We start from the raw sequence: 17544 nt of genomic DNA on the forward strand, positions 1-17544 counted from the left end.
TTCCCCTCAACTCCGCACGTCCCGCCAGGCATCCGGAATCCCCTCAGCCACGTCGTGCGCCCCGACCGGCGCCCCGTCCGCCGCGAATCTCGCCGACAGGCCGTGGAGATACGCCGCCGCGCTCGCAGCGTCCAACGCCGGGAGCCCCGTCGCCAGCAGTGATCCCGCCAACCCGGACAGCACGTCCCCGCTGCCGGCCGTGGCCAGCCATGGCGTACCCGTCGGGTTCACCCGGACCGGGCCGGTGCCCCCGGCGTCCGCCACCAGCGTCGTAGACCCCTTCAACAGCACCGTCGCCGCATACCGCCGCGCCAACTCCCGTACCGAAGCCAGCCGAGCCCCCTCGACCTCCTCCCGGGAGACGCCCAGCAGCGCCGCCGCCTCCCCGGCGTGCGGGGTCATCAGGGTCGGTGCCCTACGTCCCCGTACCGCATCCGCGTCCGCCAGCCGCAGCCCGTCCGCGTCGATGAGCACCGGCACGTCCGTCGCCAGGACCTCCGCGACCGTCGCCGCGTCGTCCCCGGCGCCGGGGCCGACGACCCAGGACTGCACACGCCCGGCCTTCTTCGGTCCCCGGTCCGACACCAGCGTCTCGGGGAACCGGGCGATCACCGCGTCCCCGGCCGGACCGACGTACCGTACGGCCCCCGCCCCGCCCCGCAACGCCCCCGCCACCGCCAGGACGGCCGCACCCGGATAGTGCGCCGAGCCGGCCGCGATGCCCACGACACCTCGCCGGTACTTGTCCGTCTCCGCCGTGGGCGCCGGCAACAGCAGGTCCACGTCCGCGTGTTGCAGCGCCTCCAGCTCCACCGCGTCGTTCGGCAGTGCCAGGCCGATGTCGACCAGGCGCACCACACCGGCGTAGTCCCGCGCCGGATCGATCAGCAGGCCCGGCTTGTGCGTGCCGAAGGTGACGGTGAGGTCGGCCCGCAGTGCCGTGCCGCGTACCTCGCCCGTGTCCACGTCCACGCCGCTCGGCAGGTCCACGGCGACCACCGCGGCCCGGGAGCGCTGGGCCGCGGCGGCCAGCGGGGCCGCCTCCGGACGCAGCCCGCCCTTGCCGCCGATCCCGACGATGCCGTCCACGACGAGATCCGCGCGCTCGATCAACTCCTCGGCGCCATCGACCCCGGTCGCCCGGCCGCCGGCCCGCCGCAGCGCCGCGAGGCCCCCGGCGTGCACCCGCTCGGGACTCAGCAGCACCGCCGCAACTCCCGCCCCGCGCCTGGCCAGTCGGGCCCCGGCATACAGGGCGTCGCCGCCGTTGTCGCCGCTGCCGACCAGCAGCACGACCCGGCTGCCGTACACCCGGCCCAGCAGATCCGCGCAGGCCACGGCGAGTCCGGCCGCCGCCCGCTGCATCAGCGCACCGTCCGGAAGCCGTGCCATCAGCTCCCGTTCGGCCGCCCTTACCGTCTCCACGCTGTACGCAGTCCGCATGCGACCGAGTCTTCCGTACGCGGCGCGGCTCGTCGCATCCATGGACGCATTGGCGTGCCTTTGGTCGGCCCGGGGGCGTGAGGGCCGGGGGCTCAGCCCTCCGCCACCACCACCGCCGACGCCACCCCGGCGTCATGGCTCAGCGACACGTGCCAGGACCGTACGCCCAGTTCGGCCGCCCGTGCCGCGACCGTCCCCGTCACCCGCAGCCGGGGCCGGCCGCTGTCCTCGACATAGACCTCGGCATCCGTCCAGAGCAGCCCCGCCGGTGCGCCCAGCGCCTTCGCGAGGGCCTCTTTCGCCGCGAAACGGGCCGCGAGCGAGGCGATGCCCCGGCGTTCGCCGCTCGGCAGCAGCAACTCGCTCTCCTGGAAAAGTCGTTCGGCCAGCCCGGGTGTGCGTTCCAGTGCCGCGCCGAACCTGTCGATCTCGGCCACGTCGATGCCGACCCCGATGATGCTCATGCCGAGCACCCTACGGTCGGTCGTCCGTTCCCCGGTCCGGTCTCCCGCGCCTCGTTAGGGTGACCCCGCCGCGCGGCGCCTCCCGCCGGGCAGGCCCTCACGCTTCCCTGTGCGCATGATCAGCGGACGTATCGCAAGCCGGAGCATCGCTGTGTTGCTCGCCGGCGCCACCCTGCTGCCCGTCGGCAGCGCCTCGGCCGACCCCGTACCCCCGGCTTCCGGGCCGGAGGCCGAACTCGTGCCCGGCGTACCCGACCTGCTCCAGCTCCGGCCGACCGACACGCCCGACCAGACGCTGCCCCCGGAGGTGTACACGCCGAGTCCGGAGGAGGACGCCGTCGAGCCGAAGGACGCGCCGGACGAGACGAACGACCTCGTGGAGTACATCCCTCCGATGGACGCCCTCGAGGGCGTGAAGTGCAGCCACGAGACGGGACCGCATCAGCGGCAGGTCGAGCGGTGGCTGAAGCGGCGCGTGGACGGGGAGCAGTCGCCCGCCGACTGCCGGGCCATCCGCGCCTTCCAGATCAAGCACAAGATCAAGCCCGCCATCGGCTTCGCCGGACCTGTGACTTGGGCCACCATGCAGCTGGTCTCCGCCCGCAAGAACCCCAATGCCGCCAAGAAGTGCCCGGTACGGACGTACCGGATCGCCTGTGTCGACCTCGACCGGCAGCTGGCCTGGGTGCAGAAGGGCAAGAAGGTGGTGTTCGGGCCCGTGCCCGTCAGGAGCGGGCGCAAGGGGTACGAGACGCGGGTCGGGTCGCACCGCATCTACTGGCGCCACAAGAATCACGTGTCGAGCCTCTACAACAGCCCCATGCCCTACTCCCAGTTCTTCAGCGGCGGCCAGGCCTTCCACGGTGTCTACGGCAACATCTTCACCGCTGTCGGCTCCATGGGCTGCGTCAATCTGCGCCTGGACGAGGCCAAGAAGCTGTGGGGCGTGCTGAGGAACAACGACCAGGTGTACGTGTGGGGGCACCGGCCGGAGGCGTAGCCCGCGGGCGCGGGACAAGTGGCCAGGGGCGCGGGTCCCGGCTCGGCGGCGTTGTCGTACCCCTCTGAGACACTGGGGGCGCCATGACAGAAACAGCAGCCCTGCGGACCGCCCCCCTGCGCGCCCGCGCCGAAATCGATCTGGCCGCCCTGCGGGCCAATGTGCGGACCCTGCGCGCCCACGCGCCGGGCGCGGCCCTGATGGCCGTCGTGAAGTCGGACGCGTACGGCCACGGGGCCGTCCGGTGCGCCCGCGAGGCCATAGCGGCGGGCGCCGGCTGGCTGGGCACGGCCACGCCCGAGGAGGCCCTCGTGCTGCGGGCCGCCGGGGTGGACGGCGTACGGATCATGTGCTGGCTGTGGACACCGGGCGGGCCCTGGCGCGAGGCCATCGAGGCCGACCTGGACGTCTCCGTCAGCGGGATGTGGGCCCTGCGCGAGGTCACCGAGGCCGCCCGCCAGGCCGGCGCTCCCGCGCGTGTGCAGCTCAAGGCCGACACCGGACTCGGCCGGGGCGGCTGCCAGCCCGGTGACGACTGGACCGAGCTGGTGCGGGAGGCCCTGCGGGCCGAGGCCGACGGGCTGATCCGGATCACCGGGCTCTGGTCGCACTTCGCCTGCGCCGATGAGCCCGGGCATCCGTCCATCGCCGCCCAGCTCTCCCTGTTCCGCGAGATGGTGGCGTACGCCGAGGCGCAGGGCGCGCGGCCCGAGGTGCGGCACATCGCCAACTCGCCCGCCACGCTCACCCTCCCCGACAGCCACTTCGACCTGGTGCGCACCGGGATCGCCACCTACGGCATCGCGCCCAGCCCCGAGCTGGGCAGCCCCGCCGACTTCGGGCTGCGGCCCGTGATGACGCTCTCGGCGTCCCTCGCACTGGTGAAACACGTCCCGGGCGGTCACGGCGTCAGCTACGGCCATCACTACGTCACCCCGGGCGAGACCACCCTCGGCCTCGTCCCCCTCGGCTACGCCGACGGCATCCCTCGGCACGCCTCCGGCGCCGGGCCCGTCCTGGTCGGCGGCAAGTGGCGGACGGTCGCGGGGCGGATCGCGATGGACCAGTTCGTCGTCGACCTGGGCGGGGACGAGCCGGCGGCGGGCGCGGAAGCCGTGCTGTTCGGGCCCGGTGACCGCGGTGAGCCCACCGCCGAGGACTGGGCGCAGGCCGCGGGGACCATCGCGTACGAAATCGTCACGCGGATCGGAACGCGCGTTCCACGCGTCTATAGGAATGCGTCCATGTGATGCGTCTTCGTGATGCGGCTATGTGACGCGGGCAATGTGATGCGTCCATCCGAATGCGGTTATGTGAATGAGGAACGAGGCGGGTAACCCGTAGCGGGACGCCCGCACCACTCGGCACCCACCTCACACCGAGACACCGGGCACGACCCAGCGAAGAGGAGCGGTACGTGAGCGAGAGCAGCGCGGAGGTCGTCGCGGCCGTCGCCTCCGCCACGGGGGCGGCCGCGAACTGGCGCCGGGCGACCGGGTTCGCCGGCGCCGCGATAGGCGTGATCGCGGCCGGCGCGGCCGCCGGTGTCGCCATAGAGCGGATGACCGTGGGCCGCGGCATGCGGCAGAAGGCCCGGCTCGCCCTCGACTCGGCGGGACCGTACGGCTCGCTGCGCGGCATGCCCGGCAAGGCGTACGCCGACGACGGCACCGAGCTGTACTACGAGGTCGACGACGTCGACCCCGAGGCCGCACCCGCCCTCACCCCGCGCCGGCGACGGCTCTTCGGCCGCAAGGCACCCGCCCCCGTCACCGTCGTCTTCAGCCACGGCTACTGCCTCAGCCAGGACTCCTGGCACTTCCAGCGCGCCGCGCTCAGGGGCGTCGTGCGCACCGTGCACTGGGACCAGCGCAGCCACGGCCGGTCAGCACGCGGCGTCGCCCAGATGGAGGAGGGCAAGCACGTCGACATCGAGCAGCTGGGGCGCGACCTGAAGGCCGTCATCGACGCGGCCGCGCCCGAGGGGCCGCTCGTGCTGGTCGGACACTCCATGGGCGGGATGACGGTCATGGCGCTGGCCGACCAGTTCCCGGAGCTGATCCGGGACCGGGTCGTGGCCACCGCCTTCGTCGGTACCTCGTCCGGGCGGCTCGGCGAGGTCAACTTCGGGCTGCCCGTGGCGGGAGTGAACGCGGTACGGCGCATCCTGCCGGGCGTGCTCAAGGCGCTGGGGCAGCGCGCCGAGCTGGTGGAGAAGGGGCGCCGGGCCACCGCCGACCTGTTCGCCGGGATCATCAAGCGGTACTCGTTCTCGTCCCGGGACGTCGACCCGGCCGTCGCCCGGTTCGCCGAACGGATGATCGAGGGGACGCCGATCGACGTGGTCGCGGAGTTCTACCCGGCCTTCGCCGACCACGACAAGACCGAGGCGCTCGGGCTCTTCACGGAGATGCCGGTGCTCGTCCTGGCCGGTGTGGGCGACCTCGTCACGCCCAGCGAGCACAGCGAGGCGATCGCCGACCTGCTGCCGGACGCCGAGCTGGTCCTGGTGCCGGACGCCGGGCACCTGGTGATGCTGGAGCACCCGGAAGTGGTCACCGACCGTATGGCCGACCTGCTCACCCGCGCGGGTGCCGTGCCCGCAGGGGCTACCGTAAGTGGCTATGGAAGCACCAGCAGCACCGCACAACGCGGGTGACCTCGACCTGACCGTCACTTCTCCCGAGCAGATGCGGGAGCTGGGCCGGCGGCTCGCCAAACTGCTGCGCGCCGGTGATCTCGTGATGCTCAGCGGAGAGCTCGGCGCGGGCAAGACGACGCTGACCCGGGGGCTCGGCGAAGGGCTGGGGGTCAGGGGCGCGGTCACGTCGCCGACCTTCGTGATCGCCCGTGTGCACCCCTCCCTCGGCGAGGGTCCGCCGCTCGTCCACGTCGACGCCTACCGGCTGTCCGGCGGCCTGGACGACATGGAGGACCTGGACCTCGACGTCTCGCTGCCCGAGTCGGTGATCGTCGTGGAGTGGGGCGAGGGCAAGGTCGAGGAGCTGACGGAGGAACGGCTGCAGCTCGTGATCCACCGGGCCGTCGGCGACACGACGGACGAGGTACGGCACGTCACGGTGACGGGGCTGGGCGAGCGCTGGGCCGCGGTGGATCTGAGCGTGCTGTCGGCCTGAGCGTGCCCTGCCTGAGCGTGCTGTCGGCCTGAGCGGGGCCCGGGCCGGTCGGGCCTGATGAACATTCCGACAAGACGTCGGCAAGATATTGCGTTTGCGGTCTTGTGCGTGGTCACATGGTATCCAGTCCGTGGTTAGGTCTACCTAACTACGTCCGCCCCCGGCCCCAGGAGGCGTCCATGTCGGCATCCGAGAGCAAGGCGCAGAGCGAGGCGCGGCCGTGGCCGTACGCGCCGGTCGCCGGGGTGTCCATGCGCGATCTGCTGGCGGCCGGTGCCGCTGCGAACGTGATCTCCACCCCGCCGCGTCTCCCCGACCCGGAGGCGACCCGCGAACCCGCCGACCACGGGCACCGCAACGCCGCTTAGCGGATCACGACAACCGTGCGGCCGATCGTCGCGAAGTCCCACATCGCGTTGCCGTCGGCCCGCGATTCGCGGATGCCGCCCGTCTTCACGGTCGGGGCGGGCTGGGGTGCCGGGCCGTCGACGGCCGTGCTGAAGCCGATCGTGACGTTGTCCACGCTGGCGAAGCGGACGACGTGCTCCACGGGGAGGCCGTCGGTGCCGGTGACCGCGTTGGAGCGGGAGCTGACGGTGTAGGCGCCCGGAGCCGGGTCGACCGATCCGGGGGTCACGCGGAACGTGCGCTTGACCTTCTCGCCCGCCTCGACCAGCCACACCCGGTCGTCGTCCAATGAGTAGACGACCCGCTTCCCCGCACCGGACCCGGCGGGCAGCGCGCTTGGGTCCTTCCCGTCGCGGGGCGCCTTGGAGGTGCTCACCCTGGGAACGCTGTCGGCGACCGGCCTGCCCAGGTCGGCCGGGATGTTCGAGTAGGCCTGGAAGGCGAGGAAGCCGACGGTCGCAAGGGCAGCCGCGGTCAGCCCCGCCACGAGTCCGGAGCTGCTGCCTGCCACTCGACACCTCAGCGTTCGCGTCGTACCTGGTGATCGATCCCGACCGTAGCAGTCGTCAAGCGGCCGACCGGGACGGCGCTTCCCGGGGCGCGGGCGCCGTAGGCTGTTTGCGTGCTCTTGCTCGCTCTGGATACCGCCACCCCCGCCGTCACCGTCGCGCTGCACGACGGTACGGACGTCATCGCCTCGTCGAGCCAGGTGGACGCGCGCCGGCACGGCGAGCTGCTGCTGCCGGCCGTCGACCGGGTCCTCGCCGAGGCCGGTCTGAAGCTCGACGCCGTCACCGGCGTCGTCGTGGGCATCGGACCCGGCCCGTACACCGGGCTGCGCGTCGGCCTGATGACCGCCGACACCTTCGGGCTCGTCCTCGGCGTCCCCGTGCACGGTGTGTGCACGCTGGACGGCCTCGCGTACGCCGCCGACATCGAGAAGGGCCCGTTCGTCGTCGCGACGGACGCCCGGCGCAAGGAGGTCTACTGGGCGCGGTACGCCGACTCCCGCACGCGGCTGACCGACCCCGCCGTGGACCGGCCCGCCGACATCACCGACCAGGTCGCCGGGCTGCCGGCCGTCGGTGCGGGCGCGCTGCTGTACCCCGACACCTTCCCCAGCGCACACGAGCCCGAGCACGTGTCGGCGGCGGCCCTCGCGGCGCTGGCCGCCGAGAGGCTGGCGGCGGGCGAGGAACTGCCCGCGCCCCGGCCGCTGTACCTGCGCCGACCCGACGCCCAGGTCCCCAAGAACTACAAGGTGGTCACCCCCAAGTGACCGAACCCGTGACGCCGACTCCCGCCGCTGGCGCCGGTTCCGTGCTGCGCGAGATGCGCTGGTGGGACATCGACGCGGTGCTGGGCCTGGAGAAGGAGCTGTTCCCCGAGGACGCCTGGTCCCGGGGCATGTTCTGGTCCGAGCTGGCCCACTCGCGCGGGCCCGGGGCGACACGGCGCTACGTCGTCGCCGAGAACGGCGAACGGCTCGTCGGATACGCCGGCCTCGCGTCCGCCGGAGAACTGGCCGACGTCCAGACCATCGCCGTCGCCCGTGACCACTGGGGGACGGGGCTCGGCGGCCGTCTCCTCACCGAACTGCTGCGGGCCGCGACCGACTTCGAGTGCGCCGAAGTGATGCTGGAGTGCCGCGTGGACAACGTCCGTGCGCAGAAGCTCTACGAGCGCTACGGCTTCGAGGCCATCGGCTTCCGGCGCGGCTACTACCAGCCGGGGAACGTGGACGCCCTGGTGATGAGACTGACCGACCCTGCAAACTCCGTACAAGGAACCGAGATCAATGGCTGACTCGCGGGACGAACCCCTAGTCCTCGGCATCGAGACCTCCTGCGACGAGACCGGCGTCGGCATCGTCCGCGGTACCACCCTGCTCGCCGACGCCGTCGCCTCCAGCGTCGACGAGCACGCCCGCTTCGGCGGCGTCGTGCCGGAGGTCGCCTCCCGGGCGCACCTGGAGGCGATGGTCCCGACCATCGACCGCGCGCTGAAGGAGGCGGGCGTGAGCGCCCGCGACCTGGACGGCATCGCGGTGACGGCCGGCCCGGGTCTGGCGGGCGCGCTGCTGGTCGGCGTATCGGCGGCGAAGGCGTACGCCTACGCGCTGGGCAAGCCGCTCTACGGCGTCAACCACCTCGCCTCGCACATCTGCGTGGACCAGCTGGAGCACGGGGCGCTGCCGGAGCCGACGATGGCACTGCTGGTGAGCGGCGGCCACTCGTCGCTCCTGCTGTCGTCGGACATCACCTCCGACGTCCGCCCGATGGGCGCCACGATCGACGACGCGGCGGGCGAGGCCTTCGACAAGATCGCCCGGGTGCTGAACCTGGGCTTCCCGGGCGGTCCGGTCATCGACCGGTACGCGCGCGAGGGCGACCCGCAGGCGATCGCGTTCCCGCGCGGACTGACCGGGCCGCGCGATCCGGCGTACGACTTCTCCTTCTCCGGCCTCAAGACGGCGGTGGCCCGCTGGATCGAGGCCAAGCGGGCGGCGGGCGAGGAGGTGCCGGTGCGCGATGTCGCGGCCTCTTTCCAGGAGGCGGTCGTCGACGTGCTGACCCGCAAGGCCGTCCGCGCCTGCAAGGACGAGGGCGTCGACCACCTGATGATCGGCGGCGGCGTCGCGGCCAACTCCCGCCTGCGGGCCCTCGCCCAGGAACGCTGCGAGCGGGCCGGCCTCCGGCTGCGGGTACCCCGGCCGAAGCTGTGCACGGACAACGGGGCGATGGTGGCGGCCCTCGGCGCGGAGATGGTGGCCCGGAACCGGCCGGCGTCCAGCTGGGACCTGTCGGCGGACTCCTCGCTGCCGGTGACGGACCCTCATGTGCCGGGTACGCCTCCTGCGCACGACCACAGCCATGACCATGTGCACGAGGTCAGCAAGGAGAACCTCTACTCGTGACGGTCGCGCTGATGTGGGAGGCGCGGGCGGTTCCCGGCCGGGGCGAGGCCCTGCTCGACTGGGCCCGGGCGCAGGAGTTGGCCGCACGGCCCCTGCGCCAAGAGACCTTCCGCGCACCGCAGGACCGGGTGCTCGTCATCACGTGGTGGGATGCGGAGTACGACGCAGAGCTACCCGAACTCCCCGAGCCGGACGGGGAGTTGGTGATTCGGGCCGTGCACCGGTGGCGGTTCGAGTCGGTGGACACCTGGCCGGGGCGGGACTCCGAGGGGGCGTGAAGCAGTGGAGGACCGGGATGAGGACGACCTGTCGGAGATCGCCCGCATCCTGACACAAGTCACCCAGGCCCCGACACCTCCGCCTCGCACCGGAGCCGCCGACCCGCCCCCACCTCCCGTACAGCGCCGGTGAGGTGGAGCCGTGCCGTATGCCGTACGTCCGAGCTCGACGCCGCCAGCCGCAGTTCCAGAACCCCCGGTTCGACGATCCGGCGCCCCGAACGGTCCGTGAAGGACGACAGGTCCGCGTGGAAGCGGAAGGTCACCCGGCTCGCTTCACCCACCCCCAGTTCGACCCGCTGGTAACCGATCAGCCGCACATCCGGCCGCGTCACCGACGCCACTGGATCGTGCAGGTACAGCTGGACCACCTCCGCGCCCGCCCGGTCGCCGGCGTTGCGGACCGTCACCGACACCTCGTGGGAACCGTCCGTGCCGATCTCCGCCGGGTCGTCCCCGCCCGTGAAGTCCCCCCATGTGAACGACGTGTACGACCCTCCGTGCCCGAACGCGTACAGCGGCGTCGGGTCGAGATTGCTCACCTCTCCCGCCAGCCCCAACGGCGGCTGGAGGTACGTCCACGGCTGCCCGCCCGGCTCCCGCGGCACGCTCACCGGTAGCCGTCCCGACGGGTTGACCCGGCCCGACAGCACTCCGGCCACCGCCGACCCGCCCTCCTCCCCGGGGAAGAACGCCTGGACGACCGCCGCGAGCCGCCCCTGCCAGCGGCCCAGGGCGTACGGCCGACCGGTCAGCAGCACCAGCACCACCGGGACGCCGGTGGCGATCAGCGCGTCCAGCAAGTCACCCTGAGCACCCGGCAGCCGCAGGTCCGTCACATCGCAGCCCTCGCCCGACGTGCCCCGCCCGAACAGGCCGGCCCTGTCGCCCAGCACCGCCAGGCACACGTCCGCCTCCGACGCCCGTGCCACCGCCTCCTCGAAGCCTGCCGTGTCCGGGTCGGAGACCGCGCAGCCCTCGGCGAACGTCACCTTGGCGTCAGGGAGTTCGGTGCGCAACGCCTCCAGGAGCGTCGGGATCTCGATGCCCATCGGCACCTCGGGGTGGTGCGTGAGGACGTGGGACGGGAATGAGTAGCAGCCCAGCATCGCCAACGCGTCCGCGGCACGCGGGCCCACGACCGCGATACGGGCGTCGGGGGAGAGGGGCAGGGCGCCGTCCGGGTTGTCCAGGAGCACCACCGACTCCTCGGCCACGCGCCGAGCCAAAGCGCGGTTCGCAGCCGAGTCCAGGTCGAGGTCAGCCGTCCTCGGCTCCGGCGTCCAGTCCTCGTCCAGGAGACCCAACTCGCACTTCTGGAGCAGGACTCGGCGGGCCGCCCGGTCCACCAGTTCCTCCGCGACCTCGCCCGACCGGACGGCCTCCAGAAGGGGTTTCCCGTAGCACTTCAGGGTGGGGAGTTCCACGTCGATGCCCGCCGCCAGCGCCGCGTGCGCCGCCTCCCCCGCACTGCCCGCCACTCGGTGCAGCGTCTCCAGGAAGCCGATGCCGAAATAGTCGGCTACCACCGTGCCCGTGAAACCCCATTCCGCGCGGAGGAGTTCGGTCAGCAGTGCCGGGTCCGCCGACGCTGGCACCCCGTCCGTCTCGTTGTACGCCGCCATCACCGACCGGGCCCCGCCCTCGCGCAGTGCCATCTCGAAGGGAGGCAGTGTCACGTCCGCGAACTCGCGGATGCCCGCCCGCACGGGTGCGAGGTTGCGGGCGCCCGCGGAGGACGCGTACCCGGCGAAGTGCTTGAGCGTGGCGATCACGCCGGCCGACTCCAGCCCCCGGACATAGGCCGTGCCGATCGTGCCGGTCAGGTACGGGTCCTCGCCGATGGTCTCTTCGACGCGGCCCCAGCGCGGATCGCGTACGACGTCCAGGACGGGGGCGAGACCCTGGTGGACGCCGGCCGAGCGCAGGTCCTGGCCGATGCGGGCGGCCATCTCCTCGATGAGCGGGGGGTCGAAGGTGGCTCCCCAGGCGAGCGGTACCGGGTAGGCCGTGGCCTGCCATGCCGTGAAGCCCGCCAGGCACTCCTCGTGGGCCACCGCCGGGATGCCGAAGCGGCCCGCCCCGGCGATCCGGCGCTGGGCACGGGCCAGTGCCTGCGCGGCCGGCGCCGGGTCGACGGGAGCGGTGCCGAAGGAGCGGGTGAGCTGGCCGAGGCCGTGGGCGATCAGCTCGGCCCAGTCGTAGTCGGCGGTCATGTCGTGCTGGTGCGGGGCGACTCCCTCGGCCCGAGCCGCGCCGTCCGTGGCGGCGCCCACCCATACGCCGTACAGCTGGGCGGTCTTCTCCCGCAGGGTCATCCGGGAGAGGAGGTCGTCGACGCGGGCGGCGGCGGGCAGGGCGGGGTCGCGCCAGGGGGCGGTGGTCATGAAACTCCTGTCCGGGCGGTGGTCATGAAACTCCTGGCCGGGCGGCGGCTGGGAGGCCCTCTCATGAGCCTCGCGCGAATGTTTCGTTGTTCACCTCGAATGTTCCGGGAACCTAGGTGCGGTGAGAAGGGTTCGTCAAGAGGTCGCGCAGGGATACGATCGCCGCCATGACACCCTCGGAGCCCGCCGAAACCCGGACCACAACGCGTGAAACCCGGACGACACCACCGTCGACCGGCCGGTCCACCCAGACCGCGACGCTCGCCGAGATCGCCCGCGAGGCCGGCGTGTCCGCGCCGACAGTTTCGAAGGTCCTCAACGGACGCGCCGACGTCGCCCCGGCCACCCGCACCCGCGTCGAGGAACTGCTGCGCGCCCACGGCTACCGCCGACGGCGGGCCGAGGCGAGCCGCTCACCCCTGATCGACCTGGTCTTCCACGAGTTGGAGAGCGCGTGGGCGATGGAGGTCATCCGGGGCGTGGAGAACGTCGCCCGCGACGCGGGGCTGAGTGTCGTGCTGAGCGAGAGCGCCGGGCGGCTGACGCCGGGCAGGACATGGGCCGACCAGGTCGCCGCACGGCGCCCGCACGGCGTGATCCTGGTGCTGTCCGGGCTCGACGAGTCCCAGCGTGCCCTGCTGACCAGCCGTTCGATCCCGTTCGTGGTGATGGACCCGGCGGGCGACCCGGGCGCCGACGTACCGTCCATCGGGGCGACCAACTGGCAGGGAGGGCTTGCCGCCACCCGGCATCTGGTGGAGCTCGGGCACCGCAGGATCGGCGCGATCACCGGGCCGTCCCGCATGATGTGCAGCCGCGCGCGCGTCGACGGCTACCGCGCCGCTCTGGAGACGGCCGGGCTCCCGGTCGAGGCGGACCTGATCCGGCCCGGCGACTTCCACCACGAGACCGGCTACCGGCAGGGCCTGGAGCTGCTGCGCCGCCCGGACCGGCCGACCGCCGTCTTCGCCGGCAACGACCTTCAGGCGCTCGGGCTGTACGAGGCCGCGCGCGAGCTGGGGCTGCGCATTCCGGAGGACCTGAGCGTGGTCGGCTTCGACGATCTGCCGATCGCGCGCTGGGTGGGACCGCCGCTGACGACCGTACGGCAGCCGCTGACGGAGATGGCGGAGGCGGCGGCGAAGCTGGTCCTCGACCTTGCGCGGGAGGAGGGGGTGCCGGTGGCGACGCGGGTGGAGCTGGCGACGAGCCTGGTGGTGCGGAGCAGTACGGGGGAGCCGCCGGCGGCTTAGCCCCACGCTGCGTCGAAGCAAGTCGGTTGGTCGGCCGAAACTTTCGGGTGTGCCGTGACCGGGGTCTCCTGGAAGTCTGAGAATTTCCGAAGAAAAGGCGTCCTGCCGCTCCTGCCCGTAATAATTCGGACGTACGTTCCTGCCTGTGACGGGACTTGGGGCGAACGGGCGGGAAGCGGACGGGGTCTTCGGTGGGCGGGCGAGTCGGCGGTCGACGGCGCTGAAGGCGGCCGGACTTGTCCTCGGGGGCGCCCTGGTGCTGGGCGCGGCTGCCGTGAGCTGGGCCTACTGGCACCTGAACCACAACATCAAGAGCGTCGACATCGACAGCGCCCTCGGCGACGACCGCCCCCTGAGCGGCCGGACGACACCGGTCCCGTCGGCTTCGGCCTCCGCGCTGCCCACCGGCTCCCTGAACATCCTCGTCCTGGGCTCTGACTCGCGCACCGGCGAGGAGAACCGGAAGCTGGGCGGGGGCAGCAGCACCGGCGCCCGCTCGGACACGGCGATGGTGGTGCACATCGACGCCGGCCGTACCGGGGCGACCGTCGTCAGCATCCCGCGCGACACCCTGGTCACCCGCCCGTCCTGCCCGCTGCCGTCGGGCGGTTCGACGGAGGTGGCGTACAGCACGATGTTCAACAGCGCGTACGCGCTCGGTGGCCCCGTCTGTGCGGTCAAGACGGTCGAGTCGCTCACGGACGTCCGCATGGACCACTACATCGAGATCGACTTCTCGGGCTTCGCGAAGCTGGTGGACGCGCTGGGCGGCGTCACCGTCACGACGGACGAGGACATCGACGACGAGGACAGCCACCTGACCCTCGAAGCGGGCACGCATCACCTGGACGGCACCCAGGCGTTGGCCCTCGCCCGCACCCGGCACGGCGTAGGCGACGGCAGCGACCTCGGCCGTATAGGCCTGCAACAGCAGCTGGTGACGGCACTGCTGGACCAGATCTCCGCCACCGACCTCCTCACCGACCCGGCCCGCCTCTACCGTGTCGCCGACGCGGTGACGGGCAGCCTGACGACCGACACGGGTCTGGACTCACTGGGCGAGCTGACGGAGCTGGGGCGGAGCCTGCAGGGGCTGTCGTCGGACACCGTTCGAACGGTGACGATGCCGGTGGTGCCGGCGCCGTCGGACCGCAACCGGGTGGTGGCTCAGGAGCCGGAGGCGGGGGAGTTGTGGGAGTCGTTGCGGTGACGGCAAAAGATCTTCGAAAGAATCCGGGGAGCGTGTCGATCCGGCGGCCGCCCGTTCGACGCAGGGGTGAGAGCCGGGAAGGACCCGGTCACCGCCCCTGAGGAGTCACCATGCCGCGCTACCTGTCGCTCGTCCGGATCGACGAGTCCACCGCCCCCGCCGAGGGCCCGAGCCCCGAGATGATGCAGCGCATGGGGGAGCTGCTGGAGGAGATCACCAAGGCCGGCGTCATGCTCGACACCGCCGGTCTCACCCCGTCGGCGCAGGGCACCCGCGTGCACTGGGACGGCGCGAACGTCTCCGTCACCGACGGGCCCTTCACCGAGTCCAAGGAGGTCATCGGCGGCTACGCGATCACGCAGTGCAAGGACAAGGCCGAGGCGCTGGAGTGGGCCTCGCGGTTCGTGAAGGTCCACGGGGAGGGCTGGCAGGTCACCTGCGAGGTGCGGGAGATCGCCGAGGGCTGATCCGGCTTCCTTGGATACCCGGCCGTACGGGTGTTGCATGGTGGGCTGTGACCCCGCAGCCCACCGCAGACCCGCACGGCACCATCGAGACCGTCTTCCGCATCGAGTCTCCTCGTGTGATCGCCGCCGTCGCCCGGATGGTCCGCGACGTCGGGATCGCCGAGGAACTCGCGCAGGACGCGCTGGTCGCCGCGCTGGAGCAGTGGCCCCGCGACGGCGTCCCCGACAACCCCGGCGCCTGGCTCATGGCCGCCGCCCGGCACCGCGCCGTGGACCTGATCCGCCGCCGCGAGAACTACGCCCGCAAGCTCGCGCAGATCGGCCGCGACCTGGAGACGACGGCACCGCCCGAGGAGCCGTCCGCCCTCCATGACCCCGACGACATCGACGACGACCTGCTGCGGCTGGTGTTCACCACGTGCCATCCGGTGCTGGCGCCGCAGGCCCGCATCGCCCTCACCCTGCGACTCCTCGGCGGCCTGACGACGCCGGAGATCGCCCGGGCGTTCCTGGTGCCGGAGGCCACGGTCGCCCAGCGGATCGTCCGCGCCAAGCGCACCCTGGCGACCAGGAACGTCGCCTTCGAGGTGCCGTACGGCCCCGACCGCGCGGCACGCCTCGGCTCGGTCCTGGACGTCATCTACCTGATCTTCAATGAGGGGTACGCCGCCACGGCCGGCGACGACTGGCTGCGCCCGTCGCTGTGCGAGGACGCGCTGCGGCTGGCCCGCGTGCTGTCGGGACTGATGCCCAAGGAGCCCGAGGTCCACGGCCTGACCTCCCTTCTCGAGTTCCAGGCGTCCCGCGCGGCGGCCCGCACCGGCCCGTCCGGCGAGCCGATCCTCCTCAAGGACCAGAACCGCAGCCGCTGGAACCGCATGCTCATCGCCCGCGGCATCGCGGCGCTGGACCGCGCGGGCGCCACCGCCACGGGAGCGCCCGGGCCGTACGCCCTCCAGGCCGCGATCGCCGCCTGCCACGCGCACGCGTACACCTACGAGGAGACCGACTGGACGACCATCGCCACCCTGTACGCGCTGCTGTCCGCCCGCTCCCCGTCCCCCGTGGTCGAGTTGAACCGCGCGGTGGCCGTCTCGATGGCGCAGGGGCCGGAGCCCGCGCTGGAGATCGTCGACGCGATCGCTTCCGAACCGGCGCTGCGGGACTACCACTTGCTGCCGAGCGTGCGCGGCGATCTGCTGCTGCGTCTCGGCCGTACGGCGCAGGCGCGGGCGGAGTTCGAGCGGGCGGCGCGGCTGACGCGCAACGAGCGGGAGCGGGAGATGCTGCAGAAGCGAGCGGCCGGCGAGGAGGCCTGACTACGCGGGCCGCCCGACCAGCATCGTCGGCGCCCCCGCCACCCGGGTCAGGAACACGGTCGCCGCGTTGGGCCCCTGAGGCTTGACCTTCTTGCGCAGTTCCTCCGGCTCGACCGCCGATCCGCGCTTCTTCACGGTCAGGATGCCGACCTCGCGCTCCCGCAGCAGTGCCTTCAACTTCTTCACGTTGAAGGGGAGTCGATCGGTGATCTCGTAGGCGGCGGCGTACGGCGTCGGCCGCAGCTCGTCCGCCGTGACGTACGCGATGGTCGCGTCGATCAGGCCGCCGTCCAGCTGCTGGGCGACCTCGGCGACCAGATGGGCGCGGATGGCGGCGCCGTCCGGCTCGTACAAGTACCGTCCGACCGAGCGGACTTCGGGGTCGGGGAGGCCTCGGGAGAGCAGTGAGCGCGGTCCCGGCAGCAGGGTGGCGCGAACGGCCCCGGGATCGGTCCCGAACCACAGCACGGCTTCCTTCACGTCCCCGCCGTCCGAGATCCACTCGGCCTCGGCGTCCGCCGGGATCGCCTCGTGCGGGATCCCGGGCGCGATCTTCAGCGCGGCTCGGGGTGCCTTGCGGGCCGTCTCGACGGCCCAGGACAGCGGCGGCGAGTACGCCTCCGGATCGAAGATCCTCCCGCGGCCGCCCCGTCGGGCGGGATCGACGAACACGGCGCCGTAGCCCGAGACGTCCACCTCGGTGACGTCCGCCTCCCGCACCTCGACCAGGCGGGTGAGCCCGAGGACCTCCGCATTCGCCCGCGCCACGGCCGCCGTCACCGGATCGCGGTCCACCGCCAGCACCCGTATCCCGGCCCGCGCCAACGCGATCGCGTCGCCCCCGATCCCGCAGCACAGGTCGGCGACCGAGCTCACCCCCAGCTCCTTCATCCGGTCGGCCCGGTACGCCGCGACACTCGCCCGCGTCGACTGCTCGACGCCGTTCGGGGTGAAGAACATCCGCCCCGCGTCCGCGGCCCCGAACTTCGCCACCGCCCGCTGCCGCAGCCGCGCCTGCCCGAGCGCCGCCGACACCAGTCCGGCGGGGTGCTCGCGGCGCAGCCGGGTGGCGACGGCGAGTTCGTCGGCTGGGTCGGTGTCGCGTACGGCGTCGAGGAGGGCGCGGCCCTCGGGGGTGAGGAGGGAGAAGAAGGCGGCGAGGTCGTTCACCGGGTCATTGTCCGCCAGCCGGCGGACCGGCCGCTCACTGTGGGCCAGTCGGTGGATGGTGCGTCCCTCGACGGCGGTGTCGGCCCGGCTT

General features: G+C 72.5%; 18 protein-coding genes. 13 read left to right on the forward strand and 5 right to left on the reverse strand.

Annotated elements, in window-relative coordinates; genetic code table 11:
• Positions 1-6: 6 nt before the first annotated feature.
• Both AB5J55_RS25600 and AB5J55_RS25605 read right to left on the reverse strand, forming a co-directional pair.
• On the reverse strand, positions 7-1443 hold the full coding sequence (locus AB5J55_RS25600) for an NAD(P)H-hydrate dehydratase (RefSeq protein WP_369272878.1): 1437 nt from the start codon (positions 1441-1443) through the stop codon (positions 7-9).
• A 92-nt stretch (positions 1444-1535) separates the two neighbouring features.
• A complete protein-coding gene (locus AB5J55_RS25605) occupies positions 1536-1907 on the reverse strand; it encodes a holo-ACP synthase (protein ID WP_369272879.1) in 372 nt (123 codons plus the stop codon).
• 115 nt (positions 1908-2022) lie between these two features.
• Here AB5J55_RS25605 and AB5J55_RS25610 point away from each other — a divergent pair, with 115 nt between their 5' ends.
• The 5 genes from AB5J55_RS25610 to AB5J55_RS25630 all read left to right on the forward strand — a co-directional run bounded on the left by AB5J55_RS25610 (position 2023) and on the right by AB5J55_RS25630 (position 6412).
• Positions 2023-2907, forward strand: a complete 885-nt coding sequence (locus tag AB5J55_RS25610; protein WP_369272880.1) for a L,D-transpeptidase family protein — start codon at positions 2023-2025, stop codon at positions 2905-2907.
• 83 nt (positions 2908-2990) lie between these two features.
• Positions 2991-4157 carry an alanine racemase gene (alr, locus tag AB5J55_RS25615; RefSeq protein WP_369272881.1) on the forward strand — a complete coding sequence of 389 codons (1167 nt, stop codon included), beginning with the start codon at positions 2991-2993 and terminating at the stop codon, positions 4155-4157.
• Positions 4158-4324: 167 nt separating this feature from the next.
• Entirely contained in the window at positions 4325-5566 is a 1242-nt protein-coding gene (locus AB5J55_RS25620; protein WP_369272882.1) for an alpha/beta fold hydrolase, read from the forward strand.
• On the forward strand, positions 5532-6044 hold the full coding sequence (gene tsaE, locus AB5J55_RS25625; protein ID WP_328424547.1) for a tRNA (adenosine(37)-N6)-threonylcarbamoyltransferase complex ATPase subunit type 1 TsaE: 513 nt from the start codon (positions 5532-5534) through the stop codon (positions 6042-6044). Before AB5J55_RS25620 ends, tsaE begins: the two co-directional genes overlap by 35 nt.
• Positions 6045-6223: 179 nt before the next feature.
• Positions 6224-6412 (forward strand): hypothetical protein, encoded by a 189-nt coding sequence (locus AB5J55_RS25630; protein ID WP_369272883.1) that lies wholly within the window; start codon positions 6224-6226, stop codon positions 6410-6412.
• On the opposite strand, the gene AB5J55_RS25635 is transcribed toward AB5J55_RS25630, so the two are convergent.
• Positions 6409-6963 carry a hypothetical protein gene (locus AB5J55_RS25635; protein WP_369272884.1) on the reverse strand — a complete coding sequence of 185 codons (555 nt, stop codon included), beginning with the start codon at positions 6961-6963 and terminating at the stop codon, positions 6409-6411. The two genes, AB5J55_RS25630 and AB5J55_RS25635, sit on opposite strands and share 4 nt — an antisense overlap.
• Positions 6964-7074: 111 nt before the next feature.
• Here AB5J55_RS25635 and tsaB point away from each other — a divergent pair, with 111 nt between their 5' ends.
• From tsaB to AB5J55_RS25655, 4 genes are read left to right on the forward strand one after another with little or no spacing between them, the layout of a single operon-like run.
• A complete protein-coding gene (gene tsaB / locus AB5J55_RS25640) occupies positions 7075-7731 on the forward strand; it encodes a tRNA (adenosine(37)-N6)-threonylcarbamoyltransferase complex dimerization subunit type 1 TsaB (protein WP_369272885.1) in 657 nt (218 codons plus the stop codon).
• Positions 7732-7784: 53 nt separating this feature from the next.
• On the forward strand, positions 7785-8258 hold the full coding sequence (gene rimI, locus AB5J55_RS25645) for a ribosomal protein S18-alanine N-acetyltransferase (RefSeq protein WP_369276289.1): 474 nt from the start codon (positions 7785-7787) through the stop codon (positions 8256-8258).
• Positions 8251-9369 carry a tRNA (adenosine(37)-N6)-threonylcarbamoyltransferase complex transferase subunit TsaD gene (tsaD, locus tag AB5J55_RS25650; RefSeq protein WP_369272886.1) on the forward strand — a complete coding sequence of 373 codons (1119 nt, stop codon included), beginning with the start codon at positions 8251-8253 and terminating at the stop codon, positions 9367-9369. Before rimI ends, tsaD begins: the two co-directional genes overlap by 8 nt.
• On the forward strand, positions 9366-9647 hold the full coding sequence (locus tag AB5J55_RS25655; protein WP_369272887.1) for a hypothetical protein: 282 nt from the start codon (positions 9366-9368) through the stop codon (positions 9645-9647). The genes tsaD and AB5J55_RS25655 overlap by 4 nt, the downstream gene beginning before the upstream one ends.
• Positions 9648-9706: 59 nt before the next feature.
• Here the strand turns inward: AB5J55_RS25655 and AB5J55_RS25660 are convergent, their stop codons facing one another.
• Positions 9707-12034, reverse strand: coding sequence for a glycoside hydrolase family 3 N-terminal domain-containing protein (locus AB5J55_RS25660; RefSeq protein WP_369272888.1), 2328 nt, complete (start codon positions 12032-12034; stop codon positions 9707-9709).
• A gap of 167 nt (positions 12035-12201) precedes the next feature.
• Between AB5J55_RS25660 and AB5J55_RS25665 the strand changes: the two genes are divergently transcribed.
• From AB5J55_RS25665 to AB5J55_RS25680, 4 genes are all read left to right on the forward strand, one after another.
• Positions 12202-13287, forward strand: a complete 1086-nt coding sequence (locus AB5J55_RS25665) for a LacI family DNA-binding transcriptional regulator (protein ID WP_369272889.1) — start codon at positions 12202-12204, stop codon at positions 13285-13287.
• 145 nt (positions 13288-13432) lie between these two features.
• Complete coding sequence (locus tag AB5J55_RS25670) at positions 13433-14497, forward strand: LCP family protein (RefSeq protein ID WP_369272890.1); 1065 nt, start codon at positions 13433-13435, stop codon at positions 14495-14497.
• Positions 14498-14607: 110 nt separating this feature from the next.
• On the forward strand, positions 14608-14964 hold the full coding sequence (locus AB5J55_RS25675; RefSeq protein WP_362384894.1) for a YciI family protein: 357 nt from the start codon (positions 14608-14610) through the stop codon (positions 14962-14964).
• Between the two features lie 47 nt (positions 14965-15011).
• A complete protein-coding gene (locus AB5J55_RS25680) occupies positions 15012-16283 on the forward strand; it encodes an RNA polymerase sigma factor (protein ID WP_369272891.1) in 1272 nt (423 codons plus the stop codon).
• Here the strand turns inward: AB5J55_RS25680 and AB5J55_RS25685 are convergent, their stop codons facing one another.
• The gene (locus tag AB5J55_RS25685) at positions 16284-17453 is read right to left on the reverse strand and encodes a methyltransferase domain-containing protein (protein ID WP_369276290.1); all 1170 of its coding nucleotides are present in this window, start codon (positions 17451-17453) and stop codon (positions 16284-16286) included. It lies immediately after the preceding gene.
• Between the last annotated feature and the right edge of the window lie 91 nt (positions 17454-17544).

This window comes from Streptomyces sp. R11, from assembly GCF_041051905.1.
GTDB lineage: Bacteria > Actinomycetota > Actinomycetes > Streptomycetales > Streptomycetaceae > Streptomyces.